Source organism: Actinokineospora sp. (assembly GCF_052390155.1).
Classification (GTDB): domain Bacteria; phylum Actinomycetota; class Actinomycetes; order Mycobacteriales; family Pseudonocardiaceae; genus Actinokineospora.
In genome coordinates this window covers 79,604-101,768 of record NZ_JBQTHF010000002.1, presented here as the reverse complement: position 1 = coordinate 101,768, position 22,165 = coordinate 79,604, and the positions used below count along the sequence as shown (strand labels likewise).

The window sequence follows — 22,165 nt, the reverse complement described above, 5'->3', positions numbered from 1 at the left end:
GTTCGGAGAGTGGATCACTCGCCGAACGCGGCAATCCGGTCGAGCCGGGCCAGCCACCGCGCGCGCGTGTCGTCGTCGGCCTCGGTCAGCGCGTCCGGCGCGGGCGCGGTGGCGGGCACGGGCAGCCAGCCGTCGACCGGGCGCAGGGGCTCGGTCACCGTGTCGGCGGTGAGCAGCGAGAGCGTGCCGAGTCCGCAGGCGTGGTCCAGCCTCGGCAGCGCGCCTGCCAGCGCCAACCCGGCGGCGAGGCCCACACTGGTCTCCAGCGCGGAGGACACCACACACGGCAGCCCGCACGCCTCGGCGACCGCCAGCGCGCGGCGTACCCCGCCCAGCGGCGCCACCTTGAGCACCGCGATGTCCGCCGCCCCCGCCACGGCCACCCGCAGCGGGTCCGCCGCCCGCCGGATCGACTCGTCGGCCGCGATCGGTACGTCGACCCGGCGGCGCACCAAGGCCAGTTCCTCGATCGTGCGGCACGGCTGCTCGACGTACTCCAGACCGCCCGCGGCCCGGTCGAGCGCGCGGATCGCGGCCACCGCGGCGTCGACGTCCCAGGCGCCGTTCGCGTCGACCCGGACCAGACCGCCCGGCCCGAGCGCGTCGCGCACGGCGGCCACTCGCGCACAATCGTCCACAAGGGATGTTCCGGGGTCGGCCACCTTCACCTTGGCCGTGCCGCAGCCCGACGCGGCCACGAGTTCGTGCGCCCGCTCCGGCGAGACCACCGGCACGGTGCAGTTGACCGGGATCCGGTCGCGCACGGGCGCGGGCCACCCGCGGTCGGCGGCCTCGCGGGCACTGTCCAGCCACGGCACGGACTCGGCGTCGTCGTAGTCGGCGAACGGGCAGAACTCGCCCCAGCCCGCGGCGCCGCGCAGCAGCAGACCCTCGCGCACGGTGATGCCGCGGAACCGGGTGCGCAGGGGGATCGCGTAGACGCGGGTGTCGTCGGGAAACACCCGCGCATCGTGGCATGTTGCCGACTAGCTTCACCGAGGTGTCCACACCACGCCTGGACGACCTGCTGGCCCGCGAGCGCGCGGGTGCGCCGGTCGAGTTCCTGTTCTTCTGGGGCCACCGCCCCGCCGCCGACGGCCGGATCACCAAATCCTGCCTGAGCCAGTGGTGGCGGGCGGGCTTCGACCTCGACGGCGACCACTACCGCACCGCCGAGCACTACATGATGGCCGCCAAGGCCCGCCTCTTCGGCGACGCCGCCACCGCCGCCCGCGTGCTCGCCGCCGAAGGTCCCGACGAGGCCAAGGGCCTTGGCCGCAAAGTCGTCGACTACGACGACGCGGTGTGGCGCGCGCACCGCTACGACATCGTGGTCCGCGCGAACGAGGCCAAGTTCGGCCAAAACCCGCGGCTGGCGGCCTTCTTGCGGGCCACCGGCAGCGCGGAACTGGTCGAGGCCAGCCCGCTCGACGCCGTCTGGGGCATCGGCCTCGCCGCCGACAACCCGGACGCGGACGTTCCGTCCCGGTGGCGCGGGCTGAACCTGCTGGGTTCGCGCTGATGGACGTGCGTGATCGGCTGGGATGATGCAGTGTCGGCGGCATGTACCACATGGACCGCGCCGAGTGGCTCGACTTCGTCGGCCACGGCACCCGCACCGGCAAGCTGGCCACTGTCCGCGCGAACGGCGCCCCACATGTGGCGCCGATCTGGTTCCTCATCGATACCGCTGCGGACGTCGACCGGATCGTGTTCACGACCGGCGCGGACACCGTGAAGGGCAAGGCTTTGCGCCGCGACCCGCGCTTCGCGATGTGCGTCGACCTGGAGTCGGCGCCGTACAGCTTCGTCCAGTTCCAGGCGGAGGCCGAGCTGTCCGAAGACCTCGACGTGATGCTCGACTGGGGTACTCGCCTCGGCGCCCGGTACATGGGCGCGGACGCGGCCGAGGCGTTCGGCCGACGCAACACCGTGCCGGGGGAGCTGCTGGTGTTCGGCACCATCACCAAGACGATCGCCCTGGCTGAGATCGCCGACTAGCGGCTCTCGTAGGGTCGCGCCATGCGGAGCTTGCAGGCGGTGGCGCAATGGCCGGTCGACAACGTCGCGGTGGCGGTGGTCGCGGCGGACGGGTCGCTGCTCGGCAGCCACGGCGACCAGGACCGGCCGTTCCGGCTCGCGTCGGTGACGAAGCTGCTGTCGGCGTACGCGGTGCTGGTGGCGGTGGAGGAGGGGGCGGTCGAGTGGGATCAGCCCGCCGGGCCGCCTGGGTCGACGGTCCGGCACCTTGCCGCACACACGTCTGGTCTGGCGTTCGACTCGCCCGCGGTGCAGGCGGCGCCCGGTAGTCGGCGGATCTATTCCAACGCAGGGTTCGATGCTTTGGCCGCTGCCGTGTATGCGGCTTCGGGTATTCCGTTCGCCGACTATCTGCGTGCGGCGGTGTTCGAGCCGTTGGGGATGACGGCGTCTGTGTTGACGGGGTCCGCGGGGGCGGGCGCGGTGTCCACGTGTGCTGATCTTGTTCGGTTCGCCGCCGAGTTGCAGGCGCCGTCGTTGGTGTCGACGTTGGCCGCGGCGACGGGGGTGGCGTTTCCCGGGGTGAACGGGGTGCTGCCGGGGTACGGGATGCAGAAGCCGAACGATTGGGGGTTGGGGTTCGAGATTCGGTCCGCCAAGAGTCCACATTGGACTGGTGAGTCGAGTTCGGGGCGGACGTTCGGGCATTTTGGGCAGTCGGGAACGTTCTTGTGGGTCGACCCGGATGCCGGTGTGGCCTGTGTGGCGTTGGCTGATCGAGACTTCGGGGAGTGGGCGGTGCGGGCTTGGCCGCCGTTCACGGACGCTGTGCTGGCTGATCTCGGGTGACGGGCGGCCCTGTGGGTCGGGGTGCGCTGGAAGTGGTGGGGTCGAGGGGTGCGTGGGTCAGGTGACCTCGGGGATTGGGGGACCCAGGAGGTCGTCCGCGTCGCAGATTCGGTAGGCGTAGCCCTGTTCGGCCAGGAAGCGTTGGCGGTGGGCGGCGTACTCGGTGTCCAAAGTGTCTCGTGAGACGACCGAGTAGAAGTGGGCCTGCCTGCCGTCGCCCTTGGGGCGGAGCAATCTGCCCAGGCGTTGGGCTTCTTCTTGGCGGGAGCCGAAAGTGCCGGACACCTGGACGGCCACCGACGCCTCGGGGAGGTCGATGGAGAAATTGGCCACTTTGGACACCACCAGGGTCGGCACCTCACCCCGGCGGAAGGCGTCGAAGAGGGCTTCGCGTTCCTTGTTCCTGGTGGAGCCTTGGATGATCGGTGCGTCCAGGGCGGCACCCAGTTCCTCAAGCTGGTCCAGGTACGCCCCGATCACCAGCGCGGGCTCGTCGGGGTGGCGGGCCAGGATCGACTTGACCACCGCCGTCTTCGTGCCCGCCGTCGAGCAGAGTTTGTAGCGCTCCTCGGGTTCGGCCAGCGCGTACAGCATGCGTTCGTTCTCGGTGAGCGTGACGCGCACCTCGGTGCATTCGGCGGGGGCGATCCAGCCCTGTTCCTCGATGTCGCGCCACGGGACGTCGTAGCGTTTCGGGCCGATCAGGGAGAACACGTCGCCTTCGCGGCCGTCTTCGCGGACGAGGGTGGCCGTCAGGCCGAGCCGTCGGCGGGACTGGAGGTCGGCGGTCATTCGGAAGACGGGCGCGGGCAGCAGATGGACTTCGTCGTAGACGACCAGGCCCCAGTCGCGGGAGTCGAAGAGTTCCAGGTGGCGGTATTCGCCTCGGGTCTTGCGGGTGACGACCTGGTAGGTGGCGATGGTGACCGGGCGGATCTCCTTGCGCTCGCCGGAGTACTCGCCGATCTCCTCTTCGGTGAGCGAGGTCCGCGCGATCAGCTCGCGTTTCCACTGCCTGCCCGCCACGGTATTGGTCACCAGGATCAGCGTTGTCGCCTGAGCCTTGGCCATCGCGGCCGCGCCGACCAACGTCTTGCCCGCACCGCACGGCAGCACGACCACGCCGGAGCCGCCCGCCCAGAACGAGTCGACAGCCATTCGCTGGTAGTCGCGCAGTGCCCAATCGGCCTCGACGAGGCTGATCGGGTGTGCTTCGCCGTCGACGTAGCCCGCCTGGTCCTCGGCCGGCCAGCCGGCCTTGAGCAGCGCCTGCTTGAGCCTGCCGCGCTCGCTGGGGTGCACGAGCACGGTGTCGGGGTCGATCCGATCGCCCAGCATCGGCGCGATCTTCTTGTTCCGCAGCACCTCCTCCAGCACGGCCCGGTCGATGGTGGCCATCACCAGCCCGTGCGCGGGACTGTTCTGCAGCGTGAGCCGCCCGAACCGGCCCATGGTGTCCACGATGTCGATCAGCAGCGGCTGCGGCACCGGATAGCGCGAGTACGTCGAGAGCGCGTCGACCACCTGCTCGGCGTCGTGCCCGGCCGCCCGCGCGTTCCACAGCGCGAGCGGCGTCACGCGGTAGGTGTGCACGTGCTCGGGGGCGCGCTCCAGCTCCGCGAACGGCGCGATGGCCATTCGGGCGTCATTCGAGCCGGGGTGGTCGATCTCCAGTAGGAGGGTCTTGTCGGACTGCACGATCAGCGGGCCGTCGGTCACGTGTCCCCTCGCTCTTCGGTTCGGCACTAGTGTCGCAAACGCCGAAGAGGGCCAGGGTAGTCCCGGGCACAGTTCGGTAACCGTGGTTGCCAGGCCCGGGGGCCCGGCGGCTACCTTCCACGCGGCCGTACCCCACCACCGCAGAGGCGACACGCATGAGCGAGCTAGCGAGCGAATCATTGATACAGGGCGCCCGCGAGCGGCATCACCGAGCCTGCGAGGGGATGGCATGAGTAACCCCGTTGACCAGGAGGACCAGACCCCGGACGAGAGTCCGGTCGCCACGGCCAAGCCCCGCAAACTCATGCCGGTCTGGCTCATCGCGCTCGTCGCGGTGCTCATCGCGGGCGGCGGCTTCCTGGTCTACCGGTACGTCCTCGCCGACCCGTCCTACGCCGAGGGCGAGTGCGCCGCGGTCACCGGCGTCGACGACACGGCCAAGGTCGATCTCGTCGACTGCGGCGACGAGTCCGCCACGTTCAAGATCGCGACCAAGAAGGACGCCGACGAACTGGGCTGCCCCGAGGGCGCGTACCGCGAACTGCGCAACACGGACAACCTGCTCTGCCTGATGCCCAACTTCGCCGCGGGCAAGTGCTACGAGGCCGACGACGCCAACCAGTCGTTCCGCGTCACGGGCTGCGAGTCGACCGAGGCGATCAAGATCACCGAGGTGATCGAGGGCTCGACGGACCCGACGCCGTGTCCCGGCAGCAACGGACTCGGCTACCCGGAGCCCCCGCTCGTGTTCTGCATCCAGACACCGACCGCGCCATAGTCGACTATCGCGTTCGGACAGTCACGGTCAGTGATTCACCGGCGTTTTTCGCCGGTTCGCGCCCCGGTTGCCGGGGCGGCACGCTAGATTGCACCGCCGCAGGGGTCGCGTCCTATGGGGGGTTTGCGATTCTCGCGGTATCGCAGACTCCGTTGTTGGAACTCCACGAGGTGTACCCAAATGTCCAACCCGCAGCAGCCGGGCCAGTTCGGTTCTCCCCAGGGCGGGCAGCCGCAGCAGCCCTACAACCAGGGGCCGTCGACGCCCCCCGGCGGTCAGCCCACTCCGCCGCCCTACGGCGGCCAGCAGCCCCCGCCCTACGGCCAGCAACCCGGCCAGCAGGGCCAGCCGGGCCAGCCGGGCCAGCCCTATGGCCAGCAGCCCGGTCAGCCGGGCCAGCCCTACGGCCAGCAGCCCCCGCCCGGCGGCTTCCCGGCCGCGCCGCCGCAGCAGGGTGCGCCCGCGAAGAGCAAGGGCAAAGGCAAGATCGTCAGGATCGTGATCGGCCTCGTCGTGCTGATCGCGGTCGGCGTCGGCGTGTTCGTCTACTTCAACAAGTCGGCGGCCACCGCGGGCGTGGGCGACTGCATCAAGGTCAACGACGCCAGCGCGACCAACGCCGACGTCGAGAAGATCGACTGCAACAGCGCGGACGCGGTGTTCAAGGTCGCCAAGAAGCTCGACAGCAGCGCGGCGACCTGCCCCACCACCGGTGACTACCTGGAGTACGAGCAGAGCGGCCAGGGCTCCGGCTTCTCGCTGTGCCTGATGCTCAACGCCAAGAAGGGCGACTGCTTCTCCGACCTGACCAAGGCCGACCAGGCCAAGAAGGTCGACTGCGGCGCCGCCCAGTTCGAGGTGCTGGAGGTCGTCGAGGGCAAGTCCGACGCGTCGGCCTGCGAGGGTGTGGAGGGTGTCAACGACGGCTATATCTACTCCGAGCCTGCCGTGGTGATCTGCGGGAAGAACCCGTAAGACCGGAATCCGAGGGGCCCTTCGACCTGGTCGAAGGGCCCCTTCCGGCTATCAGCGAACAGGTTGCTGCTCGACAGCCTTGGGGACGTTCTGCAGCAGCCCGGCGACCTTCGCCCGCAGCTCCACGAACCGGTCGCTGGAGCGGGTGGTGATCTGGTCGCGGTCCGCGCCGAGGGCGACGTCCAGGGCGGCGACCACGGTCGCGGGCGACTTCGACAGCACGAGCACCCGGTCGGCCAGGTAGACGCTCTCGTCGATGTCGTGGGTGACCAGCAGCACCGTGGTGTCCTGCTCGCGGCGCACCCGCAGCAGCAGGTCCTCCAGCTCGAACCGGGTCTGCGCGTCGACCGAGGCGAACGGCTCGTCCATCAGCAGCAGCGCGGGCCGGTAGGCCAGGGCGCGCGCGATGGCCACCCGCTGCTGCATGCCGCCGGAGAGCTGCCACGGGTACTTGCGCACCGCGTCCCGCAGGCCGACCGCGGCCAGCGCGTCCGCGGCCCGCTGCCTGCGCTCGGCCTTGGCCAGTGTGCGCAGGGGGAACTCCACGTTCCGGGCCACCGTCAGCCACGGGAACAGCGAGCGGCTGTAGTCCTGGAACACGACAGCGAGGTCGGCGGGCACCCCGTCGACCGGGGTGCCGTGCAGGCTGATCTTGCCGCGGCTCGGCGTGATGAGCCCGGCGATGGCGCGCAACAGCGTCGACTTGCCGCAGCCGGACGGTCCGACGACGCAGACGAGTTCGCCCGCCTCGACGGTGAACGACAGCCCGTCGATGGCGTCGTGGGCGCCGTCCTTGGCCTGGTAGGTGTGTCCGAGGTCGGCGACTTCGAGCATGGTGGTCACGCGGTCATCCTCCGGTAGCCAGGGACTGCGCCTCGAACGAGTGCCGCGGCTGCCAGGCCAGGGCACGGCGTTCGAGCATCAGCAGCGCGATGTTGAACAGGTAGCCGAGCACGCCGAGCAGCACGATCCAGGCCCACATGGTCGGCAGCTCGTAGTCGCGCTGGGCCTGGACGAGCTGGTAGCCGATGCCGTTCTCGGAGCCGACCAGCTCCGAGATGACCATCAGGATCACCGCGATGGACAGGCTCAGCCGCAGCCCGGCGAAGACCTTCGGCAGCGCGGAGGGCAGCACCACGCCCAGCGTCCACTGGAGCTTGGACAGCCGGAACGCGCGGGCGGTCTCGACCTTGGTCGCGTCCACGCCGCGGGCGCCGTCGACGGTGTTGAGCAGCACCGGCCAGATCGCGCCGAAGACGATGGTGGGCCACTGCATGCTCGTCGCGCCGACCGAGGCCACGAAGAACGGCACCAGCAGCGGCGGCGGGATGGACCGCATGAAGTTGAACAGCGGGCCGAGGTAGGCCATCGCGGTGCGGGACCGGCCGAGCAGGATGCCCAGCGCGATGCCGATGAGCCCGGCGATCGCCCAGCCGCCGAGCATCCGGCTCACGCCCGGCACGATGTCGTCGCCGAACGCCGAGGAGAACCAGACTGTGCGCGCCGTGGCGGCGATCTCCGATGGCGGCGGGAAGAACTGGCTGGCCGCGGACCGGGTGGCCAGCTCCCAGACGCCGATCATCACGAAGAAGAGCACCCAGCGCTGGGCGAAGCCGCCGACCAGCCTCATGAGCCGTCCCCCCTGGGCGCGTTCCAGGCGAACAGCCTCGCGTGCAGCCGTTCCAGGCCCGCGTTGGCGGCGTAGCCGATGAGGCCCGCCAGCACCGTGGCCGCGAGCACCTGGTCCATCTGGCTGCCGCCGCTGCTGGCCTCCAGGACGAACGTGCCGATGCCCTTGGTGCCGCCCGCGAACAGTTCGGTGCTGATCGCCACGGCCAGCGCGATGGCGAAGGAGAGCCGGACGCCGGTGAGTACGAACGGCGCCGCGCTGGGCAGCGCGACCCTGGTCAGCACCCGGGTTCGGCCGGTGCCGAACACCCTGGCCGTCTCCACGTGCAGCGGGTCGAGTTCGTCGAGCGCGTACATGGTGTTGAACAGGATCGGCCAGAGCGCGCCGTACACCGCGAGCGTGATCTTGGTGTCCGGCCCGGTGCCCACCAGCAGCAGGGCCAGCGGGATGAGCGCGACCGACGGGATCGGCCGCAGGAACTCGATGACCACCATCACGGCCCGCCGCACAGCGGGGACGCTGCCCAGGACGAGCCCGGACGGCACCGCGATGGCGATCGCGATGGCCACGGCGATGACCGTGGCGAGCACTGTGGCAAGGGCCGCGCGCAGGAACGTCTCGTCGCCGAGCAGTCGCACCATCGTCGGCAGTACGACGCTCGGCGGCCGCAGGTAGAAGCTCGGCACGAGATCGGTCCGGCTGGCCACTTCCCACACCGCGAAGAGGCAGGCCAGACCGATCAGGCTCCGGGGAACTCGGGGCCCACGACTCACTGTGTACGGCTCCTCACCGCAGAACTCACTTGCCCGCGTTGCCCGCGTTGAAGATCATCGTGCGGACGTCGAGGGGATCCTTGAGGGCGCCGAACTCCGCCATCAGGTTCGCCACCCGCTGGATGCGGATGGGCTCCAGCGAGGTCGGGTAGTTCGACAGCGTGACCAGGTTCGCGGTCTGCTGGTCGATCTTGGCGTGCTTGACGAACATCTGCTCCATTTTGGCCCGGTCGGCGCCGTCGGCCTGCGCCTTGGCGAGCGCGCGCTGGAAGGCGAGGATCGTCTTCGGGCTGGTGGTGGCGAACTTGCCGGGCCCGGCGACCGCGAAGTAGCCCGACAGCGGCATGTCGGCCGTCGGACCGGAGGTCACGTCGAACACGGGCACCGCGCCGAGCCTCTTCATCGCCGTGGTCACCCACGGCTCCACGACCACGGCACCGTCGACGTCGCCGCGCTCCATGGCCGGGATCATCTCCGGGAACGGCATCTCGATCAGGGTCGAGTCGAAGAACTCGACGCCCTGGGTCCTGAGCACCGCCCGCGGCGCGAACTCGGCCATGCTGTTGCGCGAGACGAGCGCGATCCGCTTTCCGGGCATGTCGGCGGGCTTCTTCAGGGGCGAGTTCGGCGGGGCGACGACCGCGGCGTGGCCGGGCTTGCCGGAGAGCGCGTCCGAGAGGATCTTGAAGTCGGCGACCTTCTTGCTCTGCAGCAGCAGCGGCACCGGGTAGGACGAGTACGCGACGTCGAGGTCGCCGTTGACGATGCCGTTGACCGTGGCGGTGTTGTTCGGCATGACGACCGGCTCGACGTCGAGGCCCTCGGCCTTGAAGTAGCCCTGCTCGACGGCCCAGTGGAACGGGGCGACGTCGACGATCGGCAGCACACCGACCTTGATCTTGGTCTTCTCCAGCCCGGCCGACGCGCTCGACTGCGCCGAGGAGGACTCCCCGTCGTCACCGCCGAGCAGGCCGCAGCCGCTGAGCGTGGCGAGCGTCGTCATGGCCAGAATCGCGATCGGCAGACGGACGCGGGCGACCCGTTTGGCGGTAACGCGTCGAAGCATTGGAGCCTCTCCCCGGAAGGTGGGTAATTGTCGAGGTGCTGATTGCCCTGGATACTAGGTCACCCTCAGGAGGGGCGAGTCCCAGGTGACTATGAGTAAACACCTCACCCCTTCAGGTGAACCCTCATAATCGCCTGCGACCCGCCGCCGAGCGGCCCGCGAACGCGAGCAATCGTCGGGCGGCGGCGCGTCTAAGCATCGGTGCCTCCTCCTCGGATGAGGTGGACGGGGTGTCGACACGCATGATTGCCCGTACAACCATCCGAGTGACGTCCGAGTGGCGCAATTCACACCCATAGGAACCGGTCGACTACGTGCTGTAGTTCATCGGGGGAGCCTCCCCAGCGAGCAGTCCGGCCTGCCGCGTGGATGCGGCAGGCCGGACTGGGGGCTTGCGGGCGCGCCGTGGCGCACCTGGGTTACTTACCGCTGCTGCCTGAGTTGGCGATCATCGTGGACACGTCCAGGCGGCCCTTGATCACGCCGAACTCCTCCATCAGGTTCGCCACCCGCTGGATGCGGTTGGCCTCCAGGGAGGTCGAGTAGGTGGAGATGGTGACGAGCTGGGCGGTCTGCTGGTCGATCTTGGCGTACTTGACGAACATCGGCTCCATCTTGGCCCGGTCCCCGCCCTCGGCCTGCGCCTTGGCCAGCGCGCGCTGGAAGGCGGCGACGGTGTTCGGGCTGGTGGTGGCGAACTTGCCGTTGCCGCCGACGGCGATGTAGCCGGACATCGGCATCTCGGCCGTCGGGCCGGACGCGCCGTCGAACACCGGCACCGCACCGAGCCGCTTCATCGCGGTGGTCACCCACGGCTCCACGACCACGGCGCCGTCGACCGAGCCCTTCTCCATCGCCGGGATCATCTCCGGCAGCGGCATCTCGACCCACTGGACCTGGGAGAAGTCCACGCCCTGGGTCTTCATGACGGCCATCGGGGCGAGGTCGGTGAAGCTGTTGCGCGCGGTGATGGCGATCTTCTTGCCGGGCATGTCGGTGGGCTTCTTCAGCGTCGAGTTCGGCGGGGCGACGACCACCAGGTGGCCGGGCTTCGCGGCCAGCGCGTCCGCGACGATCTTGATGTCGGCGACCTTCTTGCTCTGCGCGAGCAGCGGCGCCGGGTAGGACGCGAAGGCGATGTCGATGTCGCCGTTGATGATGCCGTTGATGCTGGCCGGGCCGGACGCCATGACGACCGGTTCGACCTCAAGGCCCTCGGCCTTGAAGTAGCCCTGCTCGATCGCCCGGTAGAACGGCGCGACGTCGACGACGGGGAGCACGCCGACCTTGATCTTGGCCTTCTCCACCCCGGCCGAGCTCTGCGGCGCGGCCGATCCCTCGTCGTCGCCGCCGAGCAGGCCGCAGCCGCTGAGCGTGGCGAGCAGCGTCACGGCCAGAGCGGCGATCGGCAGACGGACGCGGGTGATCCGTCTGGTGGTAGCGCGTCGAAACATCGGAGCCTCTCCATGGGTGGAGGTGAATTTTTGTCGAAGTTGGGTGGTCCCCGGACATCAGGACGCACTCTAGAGTCACCAGGTCCCTGTCACAAAGCGTGTGCGATAGTTCCGTTGCGGTGAACTGCCTCACTTAGTCGGGTGATCCTGTAGGCCCAAGCAGGCGAATTGTGCGGGCGGGCTGACCTGGGACTTACGGTCCGTGACAGGCCGGGTGGAGGTAGGCAAGGTATTCCGCCATACGGGGGACCTTGATGGTGGGAAATGACACTGCCCGTACACACTTGCGTAATCTCGGACTAGTGGACTCCCTGATACGGGGTGTGATGATGCCCTGGAAGGGTTACATCCTGCCGTAGACTTCGCTACCTTCTGTGTCCACAGTGCGGCATACGCTCGGCTGAGCGGTTGGGAGAGCAGCGCGTGATGTTCGCGGGTATCGACGGGCGGGCACGACCTGCCCGGCAGACCCTGGTGGTCTGCGTGTCCGTGCGCTCCCGCGTGCCGCACCGCGGTCGTTGTCCGTTCGAGCCGGCCTCCGAGTAACGGGCTCAGATGCGAGGAGAGTGCACGCAGTGCCCGACCACACCGCGGGGGTCGAACGGGGCCCGGGGAAAGACGGTGGTGCCGCTGTGTCCGAACTAGGGACCACCGGGCGCAAGCCCGCCGCTCGCAAGACCGTCGAAGGTGGTGCGCGCTGGCGCCTGCGCAACTGGCGACTCCGTACCAAGCTGATCGCGGTCCTGCTCGTGCCCGTGATCACCGCGATCGCACTCGGCGTACTGCGGGCCAAGAGCGAACTCGACCGCGCGGACACCTTCGAGGACGCCGCGATCAGCGTCAGCGCCACCCTCGACGTGGTCGCCCTCGTGCACGACCTGCAGAACGAGCGCAACGTGGTCGTCGCGTACGTGGCGGCGGGCCGCAGCGGCGACACCAGCGTCATGCAGGGCCAGATCCAGCGCACCAACGCCGCGCTCGCCCGGCTGTCGCAGGCCGCGCAGAACGTCACCACGTTCCGCGGCGATGTGCTCACCCGGCTGGCAGTGAGGCTCAACGCCATCGAGTCGGTCCGCAACGCCGCAATCGGCAGCGCGTACCCCGATGTCGGCGTCTACCAGGCATACACCGCGCTGCTGGAGAACATCCTCGCCGCGGGTTCGGAGTTCTCCGCGACCCTGGCCCAGCCCGAGATCACCAAGCTCGCCGGCGCGTCGCTGAGCATCGTGCAGGCCAAGGAGTTCCTCGGCAGGCAGAACGCGATCATGATGATCGCCGCCGCGCGCGACTTCTTCCCGTCGAGCATGCTCGACCAGGCCCGGGCCGCAGGCGCCAGCTACACCGCATCGATCGAGGGCTTCCGGGCCAACTCCGACGCCGCCGAGGCCCAGTTCTACTCCGACACCTACAGCGGCGCCGAGGTCGACGACCGCGAGCGGATCAAGCTCACCGCGTTCAACCGCGCCGAGCAGAACCTGCCGCTGGGCATCGCCGCCGACCGGCTCATCGTCGACGCGCGGGCCACCGCCGAGGCGCTGCGCAAGGTCGAGATCACGCTGCTGGAGAAGCTGCGCTCCAAGGCGAGCCAGTCGGCCGAGGTCGCCAAGCAGAACGCCTACCGCGACGCCGCGATCGTGGCCGCCGCGATCCTGCTCGCGCTCATCGTCACCCTGGTCGTCGCCCGGTCGCTGCTGGTGCCGCTGCGCGTGCTGCGCCGCGACGCGCTCGACGTGGCGAACCGGCGGCTGCCGGAGACGGTGCAGCGCATCCTCGCCGACCCAGACCCGGTGGAGGCGTCCAAGAACGCCGTGGAGCCGGTCCCGGTGTTCACCCGCGAGGAGACCGGCCAGCTCGCCCGCTCCTTCGACGCCGTGCACGACCAGGCGGTTCGGATGGCGACCGAGCAGGCGCTGCTGCGCGACAACATCAACTCGATCTTCGTCAACCTCTCCCGGCGCAGCCAGACCCTCGTCGAGCGCCAGCTCTCCCTGATCGACCGGCTGGAGCAGGACGAGCAGGACCCCGACCAGCTCGCCAGCCTCTTCGAGCTCGACCACCTCGCGACCCGGATGCGGCGCAACAGCGAGTCGCTGCTGGTGCTCTCCGGCTCCGGCCTGAGCAGGCAGCTCAGCCGCCCGGTGCCCGCCGCCGAGGTCGTCGGCGCCTCGGTGTCCGAGGTCGAGCAGTACGCCCGGATCGAGGTGCTCTCCTCGCCGGACATCGCCGTGCAGGGCCGCGCGGTCTCCGACCTGGTGCACCTCATCGCGGAGCTGCTCGACAACGCGACCTCGTTCTCCGAGCCGGAGAAGAAGGTCTACGTGCGGATGGCCGTGACCAGGAAGAAGGAACTGGCCATCCAGATCACCGACTCCGGCGTCGGCATGAACGACGACGAGATCGAGAACGCCAACGCCCGTCTCGCCGACCCGCCGGACCTCGACGTCGCGGTGACCAGGCGGATGGGCCTGTACGTGGTCGCCCGGCTGGCCAAGCGGCACGAGATCAAGGTGCGACTGCGCGACAACGAGGACATCGAGGGCGGCCTCATCGCCCGGATCACCGTCCCCGCCGCGCTGGTCCAGACCGCGGCGTCGACCCCGCAGAACAGCCTGATCTCCCAGACGCCGAGCGTCGGCGACACCGCGGCCAAGGCCAGCGGCATCGCGGGCGCGTTCACCGGCAACATGCCGCGGGTGCGCTCCGAGGGCGGCCTGCTCAGCGAGTCGCAGGTGGACCGCCCGGTGGAGCAGGTCGCGGGCTACCCGGCCTTCCAGCCGCAGTTCGCCCAGCAGAACAGCCTCGGTGTCGACGACACCGGCGGTTGGGGTCCGCCCGCCTCGCAGGAGGAGATCAACGCCCGGCTCAACGGCCATGTGTACGACGACAGCACGGTCGGCCTGTTCGGCGCGCCGATGCCCGAGCCGGAAGGCCCGTACGACGCGCCCTACGTCGAGCCCCCCGTGCTGGACGCACCGCGCAACGGCACCTCCACCTACACGCCGGTGACCCCGCGCGGCGACCACTCGGAGCGCATCCTCGACGCGCCCACCGAGCGGCTGCCGATCTACGAGGCGGTCCTGTCGCAGTGGTTCGAGGCGGGCGACACCGGCGCCACCCCGCATCCGAAGGCCGCCAACGGCATCGCGGAGCCGGTTGTCGAGGAGACCGAGCCGCCGATCGAGGCCGAGGTCGAGCCGGTCGCGGCCGACGAGATCGACCAGGACGCACCGGCAGTCGAGGTGGCCGTCGAGGCCGAGCCCGTCGAGCCGCCCGCGCCCGAGGTAGACCCCTGGACGTCGCCCGGCGACGACGGGTGGCAGCGGGCTCGGGCCCTGCTGGACACCTCGGCCGACACGGCGAAGACGACGGCCGGACTGCCCAAGCGGGTGCCCAGCGCCCACCTGGTACCCGGTTCGGCGGCGCCACGGGAGGTGACCGCCGACCATCCGGCGGTTCCTCCGCTCCCGCCCCGCACCGCGGACGCGATCCGCGGCCGCATGTCGAGCTTCCAGCAGGGGGTCCGGCGGGGCAGGCATGCCCTGATCGACGCTTACGCTGGTGACCAGACCGGTTCAGACGAGAGCCGCCAAGACGAGGAGCAGGAGTGACGACCCCGTCCGTAAACCAGCCCGGCAGCTTCGGGTGGCTCATCACAGATTTCGTCCGCCAAGTGCCCGGTGTGGCACACGCCGTGGTGGTCTCCGCAGACGGACTGCTGCTCGCCGGATCGCAGGGCCTGCCCCGCGACCGCGCCGAGCAGCTCTCCGCGGTGGCCTCCGGCCTGGTCAGCCTCACCGCGGGCGCCGCGCGGTGCTTCGAGGCGGGTGGGGTCAACCAGACCGTGGTCGAGATGGACCGTGGGTACCTGTTCCTGATGTCGATCTCGGACGGCTCCTGCCTCGCGGTCCTGGCCGCGCCGAACTGCGACATCGGCCTGGTGGCGTACGAGATGACGCTGCTGGTCGAGCGGGTCGGCCAGCAGATGACGCCTGAGCTGCGTGCGCAGCTACAGGGCACGCAGCGCAGGTAAGCGCGGCAGAGACGGCGGGGTGAGTACGCGATGAGCACGGGCCGCAGAGCCACCGGCAGGCGTACCGAGGACGACTTCTCCTATCGGGACCTGTTCGACACGGACGCCGGCTTCGGCACACCCGGCGGCAGGTCCCGTGACCTGGTGGATGAGCCCGAGCGGAGGCTGGCGGACATGTCGGAGCGAGGTTGGGAGGACCTGCCCGAACACGGACTCGGCGATCCACCGAACCGGTTCGACATCGACGGCTTCCGGGCCAGACTGTTCGGCGGGCCGAGCGCGACCCTCTACGGCGACCCCGGCATCCCCGCGCAGTCCGACTGGGACAGCAAGGAGATCCCTGCGGTCCCCGAGCACGATCCAGAGCCGGAGTTCACCGAGCCCGCCCCGCACGAGACCGGGTCGCTGGTCCGCCCGTACACCAAGACCGGGGGACGCACCCGGTCCGCATATGATCATGACCTCGCGATCGAGGCGCTGGTTTCCACCAGCGAGCGCGGCCGGATTCCAGACGGCGCGGTCCGCCCCGAGTACCGGTCCATCTGCGGCCTGTGCCTGGACACCCGCTCCGTCGCCGAGGTGGCCGCGCATCTGCGCCTACCGCTCGGTGTCGCCCGGGTTCTCATCGGTGACATGGCAGGCATGGGCCTGGTCTCGATCCACCAGAGCGGCATGGTCGTGGGCGACCGGCCGTCGATCGAATTCATGGAAAGGGTGCTCAGTGGGCTCCGCAGGCTCTAGTCCTCTCAGCGCGCGCGGCGCGGTCCCACAGCCGACCACTTCGGCCAAGATCGTGGTCGCAGGCGGCTTCGGAGTGGGCAAGACGACCCTGGTCGGCTCGGTGTCGGAGATCGTGCCGTTGACCACCGAGGCTGTCATGACCGAGGCCAGTGTGGACGTCGACGACCTGTCGTCGACGCCGAACAAGACCACCACCACGGTCGCGATGGACTTCGGCCGCGTGTCGTTGGACTCCGACCTGATCCTGTACCTGTTCGGCACGCCCGGCCAGCACCGGTTCTGGTTCATGTGGGACGACCTGGTGCGCGGCGCGATCGGCGCCGTGGTGCTGGTCGACACCCGCAGGCTGGCCGACGCGTTCGCCTCGATCGACTTCTTCGAGGACCGCGGCCTGCCCTACATCATCGCGCTCAACTGCTTCGACCGTGTCCTGCACCACCGCATCGACGACGTGCGCGAGGCGCTCACCGTCGAGCCGTCGGTGCCGATAGTGACCACGGACGCGCGCGACCGCGACTCCACCAAGGAGACGCTGATCACGCTGGTCCAGCACGCCATGCAGCAGCGCATGTCGCGAGCTGTCTGACGGGATTCGTCCGCGGCGGCCGCTTCCCCGGCTCAGGGGAGGCGGCCTTCGCTGTGTCAGTTCTCCACCAGGGCGGCGCTGGTGATCCGGTGGATCGGCAGCCTGCGGATCTCGTCGCTGGTCGGGTCGCGGCCCTCCAGGATGCCGCCGCCGATGCGCAGCGGTTCGAGCACGCGCTGGCTGGCCACCCCGTGCGCGTCCACCAGGCCCACCCAGATCCGGTGACCCGACCGGGTCGCCTCCTGCAGCAGCGCCATCGTTTCGGCCATGTTCGCCCCGGTCGAGGACACGGTGCGCCCCCGTCGGCTGTCGGCCGCCCGGTCACCCGCCCGCATCGCCGACACCAGGTCGGTGAACTGTTCGGCGTCGGGGACCCGGGGGGTGGCCGTGCGGCGGGTGGCGCGGGCCGGGGTCTGGATGCGTCGCCCGCTCGGCCGCAGGTCGACCACCTGCCCGTCGGCGCCCTCGGCGGCGGGCGCGAACCCGGCCGCGCGCAGGTCGTCCAGGATGTCCACCAGCGGCAGCGGGCTCACCAGCACCGTCGGCGCGATCTTGCGCAGTCGCAGCGCCGCCGCCACCGGGCTGGCCGCGACCTCGGCGATCAGCGCCGGGTCGTCGCAGCGCAGGAACGACGCCGCGGCCCCGCCGCGCAGCCTGCCGTGCCGACGGGCCACGTCGTCGATCATGTACTCCAGCGCCTGCGGGATGGCCGTGCGCGAGCGGGTGCGAAACAGTTCGTGCAGGTCGGCGGCAGTGCGCCCGGCGTCCAGGGCGCGGCGGATCGACGCCTCGCTCACCCGGTACACGGTGGCGCTGCCCGCGGACTCGACGTCGGCGGTCTCGGTGATCCGGGCCGCCAGGTGCGGCTCCAGCGGCCCGGGCGCGACCACGGTCAGGTCGGCCTGCACCAGCACGTGGTCGATCGGCGCGGGCATCGCCTCGGCCATCCGCTTCGCCGCGGGCGCGGGGCCCTCGTCGAGCAGCGCCCGGCCGGGACCGGTCAGCGCACCGAGCGCGACCACGCCCAGCGCCGAGCCCTCGGACAGCGTCCAGCGCACGATCTCGTCGCGCAGCCTGCCGCCGCGCCGGGGGGCCCGCCAGGCCAGCACCGCCGCCAGCTCGTCCGGCTCGGCCACCCCGGTGCCGGACGGCAGGTCGGCGAGCGCGGCCAACACCCGGGCCCGCTCCAACGGCGCGACCGGGCGGCGCAGGTCCTCCGAGAGCGGGGCGAGCAGCCGGTCCTTGGTGTCGCGCAGGCCGCCGAGGCCGGGCAGCCGCGGCAGGTCGAGCCAGGCCGCGGCGAGCGTCGCCCACCGGGCGCCGGGGGCGGCGGCCAGCCACACGTCGGCGTGGTTGGTGGGCACCCACTCGGGGCTGAGTGTCTCGCTGTCGGCGACCAGGGTCGCGCCGGTCGCCAGCTCGACGAGCAGCGTCGCCTGCCGCTCGGAGATGTCCAGCACCCGGGTCAGCTTGCGCAGGTCGCGCACGCCGAGTCCGCCCGCCTTGAGTACCTGCGGCGGCTCGTCGGACCACAGGCGCAGCAGGGTTTCCATGTGCCGCAGCGTTTCCAGTGCTTCGCCCGCCGCCGTCGCGTCCACAGTGGACGATTTGTGCCTGTTCGTCCGCAGCGCGGGCTCGACCAGCGACGGCGTGCCCGTGTGGTCGCCGCGGATGGCCACGCCGACCTGGCGGGGCAGTTCCACGGTCTCGGCGTCGCGGCGCAGCAGCAGACCGCGGGCGAGCAGTCGCTGCACGGGGGTCGCCGCCTTGTCCAGGGTGACCACGACCGCGGCGTCCTTGGTGCGCCCGAACGGCTGGCCGCTGGCCAGCGCGGTCAGCACCTTGCGCTCGTCGTCGCCGATCTCGGCGAGCAGCGCCGTCAGATCGACCCCTTCCAGCGCCGCCGACATCCGGCTCGGCCTCGCCGGGAACAGCCCGCCGACCTCGCCCGCGGCGGGCACCAGCGACACCGCGTCGTCCTCGCCCCAGGCCAGCGCCACCTCGCGCAGCCGGTCGACCGCGGCCCGAAGCTGGTCCGCGGGCACCTCGGTCGCCAGGTCGGCCACGGCGGCGGGCGCCCGCTCGGCCCCCGCGGCGAGCAGCGCGTCGAGCACGGCGAGAGTGCGGGTGTCCAGGCCCTCGGCCGCTCTGGCCACCGACGCCCGGCTGCTCGCCCGCGTGGCCAGCACCGTCGTGTCGGCCGGGCGGGGGGTGGCCAGGTCGGGCCGGGCGCGCAGCACCTTGGCCAGCGTCTGGTCGTCCTGGGCGCGGAGCCAGTCGGTGAGCGTGGGGCCGGACACCTGACCACGGTATACGCAGGCCCGGTCCGGTAACCTTCGGTACTCGCTGAAGTGACCGGAGGAGGACCCCGTGGCGAAGGCCGCCAAGAGCCACCGCGTCGATCCCGACTGGGCGGGCGACGACGACCATGGCACGCACCCGGTCAGCGAGCTGACCTCCGACCGGCAGGGCGCGATGTCCCCGTTCGGCGACCTCGCGTTCCCGCTCGACTCGGTTCCCTACGAGCACCCGGTCACCGAGATCAACCGGTAGGACTAGGCTCGCTCTCCAGTTCCAGACAACGTCGTTTCGGGAGAGTCAGCCATGCCCGTGCCCGGTCCCGGCTACTCGATCACCGTCCGGGTCGAGGCCCCGTCGTCGGCGAGCGCCGCGGGCGACCTGACCAGCGCGGTCGGCCGGGTCGGTGGCGTCATCACGGCCTTCGACGTCGTCGAGTCGCACCCCGACCGGGTCGTCGTCGACATCACCTGCAACGCGGTGTCGGCCAACCACGCCCGCGACATCACCGACGCGCTCGAAGCGCTGCCCGGGGTCGCGGTCCGCAAGGTGTCCGACCGGACGTTCCTGATGCACCTCGGCGGCAAGATCGAGGTGCACGCCAAGGTCGCCCTGCGCAACCGCGACGACCTCTCCCGCGCCTACACCCCCGGCGTCGCGCGCATCTGCCAGGCCATCGCCGAGAATCCCGACGACGCCCGGCGGCTGACGATCAAGCGCAACACCGTCGCCGTGGTCACCGACGGCTCGGCCGTGCTCGGCCTCGGCAACCTCGGCCCAGCCGCCGCGCTGCCGGTGATGGAGGGCAAGGCGGCGCTGTTCAAGAAGTTCGCGGGCGTCGACGCGTGGCCGGTGTGCCTGGACACCCAGGACACCGAGGAGATCATCCGCACGGTCGAGCTGATCGCGCCCGTGTACGGCGGCATCAACCTGGAGGACATCGCGGCGCCGCGCTGCTTCGAGATCGAGGCCCGACTGCGCGAGAAGCTCGACATCCCGGTCTTCCACGACGACCAGCACGGCACCGCGATCTGCGTGGTCGCCGCGCTGCGCAACGCCCTGCGGGTGGTCGGCAAGTCGCTCGCCGACTGCCGGATCGTGGTGTGCGGGGTCGGCGCCGCGGGCTCGGCCATCATCCGGCTGCTGCTGCAGCGCGGCCCCGGCGACGTGCTCGCCGTCGACGTCGACGGCATCGTGCACCCCGACCGCGGCGACACCGACCCGAACCTGCGCTGGGTCGCCGAGAACACCAACTCGCGCCGGGTGTCGGGCTCCCTGCACGACGCGCTGGTCGGCGCGGACGTGGTCATCGGGGTGTCGGCGCCCAACCTGTTCGGCGCCGAGCAGGTCGCCACCATGGCGGTCGACCCGGTGGTGTTCGCGCTGGCCAACCCGGACCCGGAGATCGACCCGCTGGAGGCGCAGAAGCACGCCGCCGTGGTCGCGACCGGCCGGTCGGACTACCCGAACCAGATCAACAATGTGCTCGCCTTCCCCGGCGTGTTCCGCGGCCTGCTCGACGCGCAGGCCCGCACCATCACCGACGCGATGCTGCTCGCCGCCGCCGACGCCATCGCCGACGTGGTCGACGGCGACCAGCTCAACGCGTCGTTCATCGTGCCCAGCGTGTTCGACACCGCTGTCGCCTCGGCGGTCGCCGAAGCCGTCCGCAGGGCCGCGGGCACGTCGCACTCCGGGTGAGGTCGTAGCATCAGCGGCGTGGGTGAACTGAGCCATGTGGACTCCGCCGGTGCCGCCCGGATGGTGGATGTGTCGGGCAAGGAGGTCACCACGCGCACGGCCGTGGCCACCGGGGTGTTCCGCACAACAGCCGAGGTGGTGGGCCTGCTCCGCCGAGACGGCCTACCCAAGGGCGACGCGCTCGCCACCGCCCGGATCGCCGGGATCATGGCGGCGAAACGGACTCCTGACCTGGTGCCCCTGTGTCACCCGATCTCGCTCTCGGGCGTGCGGGTCGACCTCGAACTGGAGGAGTCGGCGGTCCTGATCACCGCGACGGTCCGCACCACCGACCGCACCGGGGTCGAGATGGAGGCGCTGACCGCCGTCGCGGTCTGCGGCCTCACCCTGCACGACATGATCAAGGCTGTCGACCCCGCGGCAGTCCTCGACGCCGTCCGCGTCGAACGCAAGGACGGTGGCAAGACCGGCGTTTGGAGCCGAGGAGAGCAGCCATGATCGAGCCCGCGAGCGAGTCAATCTCACAGGGCGAGCCCGCGAGTTCGCTGTCACCGGGCGAGCGCGGCGCGGCCCGCGTCATCACCGCTTCCAACCGCGCGGCGACCGGCGTCTATGCGGACAAGACGGGCCCGGTCATCGCCGCGTGGCTCCGGGCGCGCGGCTACGACGTGCCGGACCCGGTCGTCGTGCCGGACGGCGCGCCCGTCGAGGCGGCGTTGCGGTCGGCGGTGTCGGCGGGTGTGGCTGTCGTGGTCACCACGGGCGGTACCGGCATCAACCCGACCGACCGGACCCCCGAGGCCACCGAGGCGGTGCTGGACTACCAGATTCCCGGCCTGGCGGACGCCGTCCGGGCCGCCGGGCTGCCCAAGGTGCCGACGGCGGTGCTGTCGCGCGGGCTGGCCGGGGTCGCGGGGCGCACGCTGATCGTGAACCTGCCGGGCTCGTCCGGCGGGGTGAAGGACGGCCTCGGCGTGCTGGAGCCGGTCCTGGACCACGCCGTCGACCAACTTCGCGGCGGCGACCACCCGCGCCCGACCGAGTCGGTGGCACCCGCGCGCGTGCTCCGCGCGGACGTCAGCGACTCCAGGATCACCGTCGAGGACCACGCCGCCCTGGTAGAGGACGACGCGGCGGGTGCCGTCGTGACCTTCGCGGGTGTAGTTCGCGACCACGACCACGGCCGGGGAGTGACCGGCCTGACCTACGAGGGCCACCCGAGCGCGAAGGACATCGTCGCGGAGGTGGCCGCCGACGTGGCTGGTCGACACCCGGGCGTGCGCGCGCTGGCGGTGAGCCACCGGATCGGCGTGCTGGAGATCGGGGACGTGGCCCTGGCCTGCGCCGTGGCGGCCGAACACCGCAAGGAGGCGTTCGTCGCCTGCGCGGAGCTGGTGGACGAGGTGAAGGCCCGACTCCCCATCTGGAAACACCAAACCTTCACCGACGGCACCGACGAATGGGTCAACTGCCCGTAGCCCGCCGCCTGCCGGTCGGGGGCCAGCGACGAGAGCCGATCCACCGACCCAGCGGCTTGCCCATTCGCCGGGTCGAGGTGGCGACGAAGTTGATCCACCAGCCCGCC

The 22,165-nt window shown here is 70.7% G+C and carries 21 protein-coding genes; 13 read left to right on the top strand and 8 right to left on the bottom strand.

The genetic code is table 11. The features are described from left to right. Positions 1–14: 14 nt before the first annotated feature. A complete protein-coding gene (locus ACT4N7_RS00520) occupies positions 15–962 on the bottom strand; it encodes an o-succinylbenzoate synthase (protein WP_444826516.1) in 948 nt (315 codons plus the stop codon). Positions 963–1,000: 38 nt separating this feature from the next. Between ACT4N7_RS00520 and ACT4N7_RS00515 the strand changes: the two genes are divergently transcribed. Genes ACT4N7_RS00515 through ACT4N7_RS00505 form a run of 3 tightly spaced genes read left to right on the top strand, consistent with a single transcriptional unit; the run spans position 1,001 to position 2,829 of the window. Next, a complete protein-coding gene (locus ACT4N7_RS00515; protein ID WP_444826515.1) occupies positions 1,001–1,522 on the top strand; it encodes an NADAR family protein in 522 nt (173 codons plus the stop codon). A gap of 41 nt (positions 1,523–1,563) precedes the next feature. After that, on the top strand, positions 1,564–2,001 hold the full coding sequence (locus ACT4N7_RS00510) for a PPOX class F420-dependent oxidoreductase (protein ID WP_444826514.1): 438 nt from the start codon (positions 1,564–1,566) through the stop codon (positions 1,999–2,001). A gap of 21 nt (positions 2,002–2,022) precedes the next feature. Next, positions 2,023–2,829, top strand: a complete 807-nt coding sequence (locus tag ACT4N7_RS00505) for a serine hydrolase domain-containing protein (protein ID WP_444826513.1) — start codon at positions 2,023–2,025, stop codon at positions 2,827–2,829. Positions 2,830–2,886: 57 nt separating this feature from the next. On the opposite strand, the gene ACT4N7_RS00500 is transcribed toward ACT4N7_RS00505, so the two are convergent. Beyond that, on the bottom strand, positions 2,887–4,548 hold the full coding sequence (locus ACT4N7_RS00500; protein WP_444826512.1) for a DNA repair helicase XPB: 1,662 nt from the start codon (positions 4,546–4,548) through the stop codon (positions 2,887–2,889). A gap of 229 nt (positions 4,549–4,777) precedes the next feature. Between ACT4N7_RS00500 and ACT4N7_RS00495 the strand changes: the two genes are divergently transcribed. Next, positions 4,778–5,326 (top strand): LppU/SCO3897 family protein, encoded by a 549-nt coding sequence (locus ACT4N7_RS00495; RefSeq protein WP_444826511.1) that lies wholly within the window; start codon positions 4,778–4,780, stop codon positions 5,324–5,326. Between the two features lie 180 nt (positions 5,327–5,506). After that, positions 5,507–6,301 (top strand): LppU/SCO3897 family protein, encoded by a 795-nt coding sequence (locus ACT4N7_RS00490; protein ID WP_444826510.1) that lies wholly within the window; start codon positions 5,507–5,509, stop codon positions 6,299–6,301. Between the two features lie 51 nt (positions 6,302–6,352). Here the strand turns inward: ACT4N7_RS00490 and ACT4N7_RS00485 are convergent, their stop codons facing one another. The 5 genes from ACT4N7_RS00485 to ACT4N7_RS00465 all read right to left on the bottom strand — a co-directional run bounded on the left by ACT4N7_RS00485 (position 6,353) and on the right by ACT4N7_RS00465 (position 11,224). After that, positions 6,353–7,144, bottom strand: coding sequence for an ABC transporter ATP-binding protein (locus ACT4N7_RS00485; protein WP_444826509.1), 792 nt, complete (start codon positions 7,142–7,144; stop codon positions 6,353–6,355). A gap of 4 nt (positions 7,145–7,148) precedes the next feature. After that, positions 7,149–7,931, bottom strand: coding sequence for an ABC transporter permease (locus ACT4N7_RS00480; RefSeq protein WP_444826508.1), 783 nt, complete (start codon positions 7,929–7,931; stop codon positions 7,149–7,151). Beyond that, positions 7,928–8,638, bottom strand: a complete 711-nt coding sequence (locus ACT4N7_RS00475; RefSeq protein WP_444826507.1) for an ABC transporter permease — start codon at positions 8,636–8,638, stop codon at positions 7,928–7,930. The genes ACT4N7_RS00480 and ACT4N7_RS00475 overlap by 4 nt, the downstream gene beginning before the upstream one ends. Positions 8,639–8,729: 91 nt before the next feature. Next, a complete protein-coding gene (locus ACT4N7_RS00470; protein ID WP_444826506.1) occupies positions 8,730–9,770 on the bottom strand; it encodes an ABC transporter substrate-binding protein in 1,041 nt (346 codons plus the stop codon). Positions 9,771–10,189: 419 nt separating this feature from the next. Next, positions 10,190–11,224, bottom strand: a complete 1,035-nt coding sequence (locus ACT4N7_RS00465; RefSeq protein WP_444826505.1) for an ABC transporter substrate-binding protein — start codon at positions 11,222–11,224, stop codon at positions 10,190–10,192. 632 nt (positions 11,225–11,856) lie between these two features. Here ACT4N7_RS00465 and ACT4N7_RS00460 point away from each other — a divergent pair. The 4 genes from ACT4N7_RS00460 to ACT4N7_RS00445 are packed head-to-tail and all read left to right on the top strand — an operon-like array spanning position 11,857 to position 16,581. After that, entirely contained in the window at positions 11,857–14,832 is a 2,976-nt protein-coding gene (locus ACT4N7_RS00460) for a nitrate- and nitrite sensing domain-containing protein (protein ID WP_444826504.1), read from the top strand. After that, positions 14,829–15,254, top strand: a complete 426-nt coding sequence (locus tag ACT4N7_RS00455) for a roadblock/LC7 domain-containing protein (protein WP_444826503.1) — start codon at positions 14,829–14,831, stop codon at positions 15,252–15,254. The genes ACT4N7_RS00460 and ACT4N7_RS00455 overlap by 4 nt, the downstream gene beginning before the upstream one ends. A gap of 30 nt (positions 15,255–15,284) precedes the next feature. Then, on the top strand, positions 15,285–15,995 hold the full coding sequence (locus tag ACT4N7_RS00450) for a DUF742 domain-containing protein (protein ID WP_444826502.1): 711 nt from the start codon (positions 15,285–15,287) through the stop codon (positions 15,993–15,995). Beyond that, on the top strand, positions 15,976–16,581 hold the full coding sequence (locus ACT4N7_RS00445; protein WP_444826501.1) for a GTP-binding protein: 606 nt from the start codon (positions 15,976–15,978) through the stop codon (positions 16,579–16,581). Before ACT4N7_RS00450 ends, ACT4N7_RS00445 begins: the two co-directional genes overlap by 20 nt. A 56-nt stretch (positions 16,582–16,637) precedes the next feature. Here the strand turns inward: ACT4N7_RS00445 and ACT4N7_RS00440 are convergent, their stop codons facing one another. Further along, positions 16,638–18,881 (bottom strand): helicase-associated domain-containing protein, encoded by a 2,244-nt coding sequence (locus ACT4N7_RS00440; protein ID WP_444826500.1) that lies wholly within the window; start codon positions 18,879–18,881, stop codon positions 16,638–16,640. A 70-nt stretch (positions 18,882–18,951) separates the two neighbouring features. On the opposite strand from ACT4N7_RS00440, the gene ACT4N7_RS00435 reads away from it, so the two are divergent. From ACT4N7_RS00435 to ACT4N7_RS00420, 4 genes are read left to right on the top strand one after another with little or no spacing between them, the layout of a single operon-like run. After that, on the top strand, positions 18,952–19,134 hold the full coding sequence (locus ACT4N7_RS00435) for a hypothetical protein (protein WP_444826499.1): 183 nt from the start codon (positions 18,952–18,954) through the stop codon (positions 19,132–19,134). Between the two features lie 51 nt (positions 19,135–19,185). Further along, on the top strand, positions 19,186–20,580 hold the full coding sequence (locus ACT4N7_RS00430; RefSeq protein WP_444826498.1) for an NAD-dependent malic enzyme: 1,395 nt from the start codon (positions 19,186–19,188) through the stop codon (positions 20,578–20,580). An 18-nt stretch (positions 20,581–20,598) separates the two neighbouring features. After that, a complete protein-coding gene (moaC, locus tag ACT4N7_RS00425) occupies positions 20,599–21,078 on the top strand; it encodes a cyclic pyranopterin monophosphate synthase MoaC (protein WP_444826497.1) in 480 nt (159 codons plus the stop codon). Continuing rightward, positions 21,075–22,058: a molybdenum cofactor biosynthesis protein MoaE gene (locus ACT4N7_RS00420; RefSeq protein ID WP_444826496.1), complete on the top strand. Its 984-nt coding sequence runs from the start codon at positions 21,075–21,077 to the stop codon at positions 22,056–22,058. Before moaC ends, ACT4N7_RS00420 begins: the two co-directional genes overlap by 4 nt. The last annotated feature ends 107 nt before the right edge of the window (positions 22,059–22,165 follow it).

What these genes read in the sequence shown, in the direction of transcription:
- ACT4N7_RS00510 (WP_444826514.1), top strand. Translation starts at nt 1,564, where the DNA reads ATGTACCACATGGACCGCGCCGAGTGGCTCGACTTCGTCGGCCACGGC.
- ACT4N7_RS00505 (WP_444826513.1), top strand. Translation starts at nt 2,023, where the DNA reads ATGCGGAGCTTGCAGGCGGTGGCGCAATGGCCGGTCGACAACGTCGCG.
- ACT4N7_RS00495 (WP_444826511.1), top strand. Translation starts at nt 4,778, where the DNA reads ATGAGTAACCCCGTTGACCAGGAGGACCAGACCCCGGACGAGAGTCCG.
- ACT4N7_RS00490 (WP_444826510.1), top strand. Translation starts at nt 5,507, where the DNA reads ATGTCCAACCCGCAGCAGCCGGGCCAGTTCGGTTCTCCCCAGGGCGGG.
- ACT4N7_RS00480 (WP_444826508.1), bottom strand. Translation starts at nt 7,931, where the DNA reads ATGAGGCTGGTCGGCGGCTTCGCCCAGCGCTGGGTGCTCTTCTTCGTG.
- ACT4N7_RS00470 (WP_444826506.1), bottom strand. Translation starts at nt 9,770, where the DNA reads ATGCTTCGACGCGTTACCGCCAAACGGGTCGCCCGCGTCCGTCTGCCG.
- ACT4N7_RS00465 (WP_444826505.1), bottom strand. Translation starts at nt 11,224, where the DNA reads ATGTTTCGACGCGCTACCACCAGACGGATCACCCGCGTCCGTCTGCCG.
- ACT4N7_RS00450 (WP_444826502.1), top strand. Translation starts at nt 15,285, where the DNA reads ATGAGCACGGGCCGCAGAGCCACCGGCAGGCGTACCGAGGACGACTTC.
- ACT4N7_RS00430 (WP_444826498.1), top strand. Translation starts at nt 19,186, where the DNA reads ATGCCCGTGCCCGGTCCCGGCTACTCGATCACCGTCCGGGTCGAGGCC.
- ACT4N7_RS00420 (WP_444826496.1), top strand. Translation starts at nt 21,075, where the DNA reads ATGATCGAGCCCGCGAGCGAGTCAATCTCACAGGGCGAGCCCGCGAGT.